1 pseudogene is annotated in these 1,330 nt (G+C 40.6%); it reads left to right on the top strand.

Features of this window, described 5'->3' with window-relative positions:
* Positions 1–236 precede the first annotated feature (236 nt).
* Positions 237–1,300: pseudogene (locus tag JGK07_RS33080) on the top strand (ISAzo13 family transposase).
* Positions 1,301–1,330 lie beyond the last annotated feature (30 nt).

Below are 1,330 nucleotides of genomic sequence, written 5' to 3' on the forward strand. Positions count from 1 at the left end.
TAAGGGGCTTGCAATTAAATATAACCCCAGTTATCCTAGAAGAGTAGGAACCAAAAAATCTGACATAAGTGGTTGTGACTTCTGTAAGTGGGATGCTAAAAATGATTTTGAGTGAGCCAGTTAAATTAACATTCAAAGATGCGGCCAAAAAACTGACAGGCTATCGCCGTCGAGACTTTATGGCAAAAGTGGCTGAAGACTACTTTAATGGTTCATCCCGAAAAGTAGAAACATTTATGGGGTGGAATCGATCCAGTGTTCAACTGGGCTTACATGAACGACGAACCGGGTTGATTTGTGTTGATAATTACCGGGGACGAGGGCGACACAAAAGTGAAATCTTACTGCCAAATTTAGAAACGGATATTCGTTCTTTAGTAGAGCCAGAGTCCCAGGCAGACCCCAAGTTTCAATCGACATTTTTGTATGCTCGGATCAGTGCCAAGGCGGTATTATCCGCATTGGTGACTCAGAAAAACTACGACCCACAGCAATTGCCTTCTCGTCAGACAATTGGCACGATTTTAAATCGAATGGGGTATCGCCTAAAAAAACACAAAAAACTAAGCCCTTGAAAAAAATACCCGAAACAGATGCCATTTTTGAGAATGTATTGAAGGAGAATCAAGCCTCCGATCTAGATGTTAATTCTCTACGAATATCAATCGATACCAAAGCCAAAGTCAAAATTGGCAACCTGTCACGGGACGGTAAAGCGCGAACCCTCGAACCGAAATCGGCTGATGATCATGATACGAAGTGGCAAGCCGTATTAGTCCCCTTTGGAATTCTGAATACTCAAAATGACCAATTATCTATTTATATGGGGCAGTCTGCTGAAACCACTGATTTTATCGTCGATTGTCTAACGGATTGGTGGCAAAACAACCAATCTGATTACACCGAACTGGAAGAATTGGTGATTGACCTTGATGGTGGCCCATCAAATAGAAGTAATCGAACACAATTCATCAAACGTATCATTGAGTTATCTCAAAGAATTGGTTTGAGAATTAGACTAATTTACTACCCGCCGTATCACAGCAAGTATAATCCAATTGAACGCTGTTGGGCAGCACTTGAAAATTATTGGAATGGTGCTATTTTAGATGCAGTTGAAACAGCCGTCAACTGGGCATCTAACATGACATGGAAAGGAATTAATCCCATTGTAAACTTAATTGAGACAACTTATGAGAAAGGCGTAAAAGTCTTACCTCATGAGTTAAAACAATATTTGCCCTCATGGCAACGTTCTGAAACTTTACCAAAATGGGATATCACGATTATCCCATTTTGACTGGTATTTTATTTGTCCGCGAGTCCCTAA

The sequence above is a fragment of the Microcoleus sp. PH2017_24_DOB_U_A genome, from assembly GCF_020738205.1.
Taxonomy (GTDB): domain Bacteria; phylum Cyanobacteriota; class Cyanobacteriia; order Cyanobacteriales; family Microcoleaceae; genus Microcoleus.